The 711-nt window shown below is 68.2% G+C and carries 1 protein-coding gene; it reads left to right on the forward strand.

What is annotated here, in order from left to right:
* Window positions 1-705: IS110 family transposase (locus ACQ7C1_RS31765; protein WP_430961224.1), on the forward strand; the 705-nt coding region annotated here is incomplete at its 5' end.
* Window positions 706-711: the final 6 nt, after the last annotated feature.

The following is a 711-nucleotide window of genomic DNA, read 5'->3' on the forward strand; positions in this document are numbered from 1 at the left end:
GTGCGCGATTTCGCCAGGGCCAGCGGCCGGCTGGCCAAGACCGATCAGGTCGACGCCCGCGTCATTCTCCACTTCGCCAGAGCGATGCGGCCGGCACAGATCCCCCATATCGACGACGGTCGCATCGCTCTTGCTGCCCTCGTGACCCGCCGCCGCCAGCTCATCGACATGGCGGTCGCTGAGAAGAACCGCCTCGAACACGCCCCGCAAGCCGTCGCCACCCTGATCGGCGAGACCCTCGCCGCCCTCAAGAGCCAGCTCGCCCGCGTCGATGCCGCCATCGCGCTCGCCATCGAGGCCGAACCCGACATGGCCGCACGCCGCGACCTGCTGCTGACCGTGCCGGGCATCGGCGAGGTCGGCGCCGCCGTGCTCATCGCCGAACTGCCCGAACTCGGCACCATCGACGACAAGAAACTCGCAGCCCTCGTCGGCGTCGCCCCGGTCGCCCACGACAGCGGCACCTGGCGTGGCCAGCGCCACATCGCCGGCGGCCGCGCCACCGTCCGCTGCGCCCTCTACATGGCAACGCTCTCGGCCATTCGCTGCAGTCCGGCCATCAAGGCCTTCCACAAACGACTGCGCGCTGCCGGCAAACCACCCAAGGTCGCGCTCGTCGCCGCCATGCGGAAATTCATCGTCATGATCAACACTATCATCAAAAGACGAACCCCATGGAGCGAACCGCAACAACACGGTTGCTGAGGCGCG

It is taken from the genome of Rhizobium sp. Nf11,1 (assembly GCF_050587665.1).
Lineage (GTDB): Bacteria > Pseudomonadota > Alphaproteobacteria > Rhizobiales > Rhizobiaceae > Rhizobium.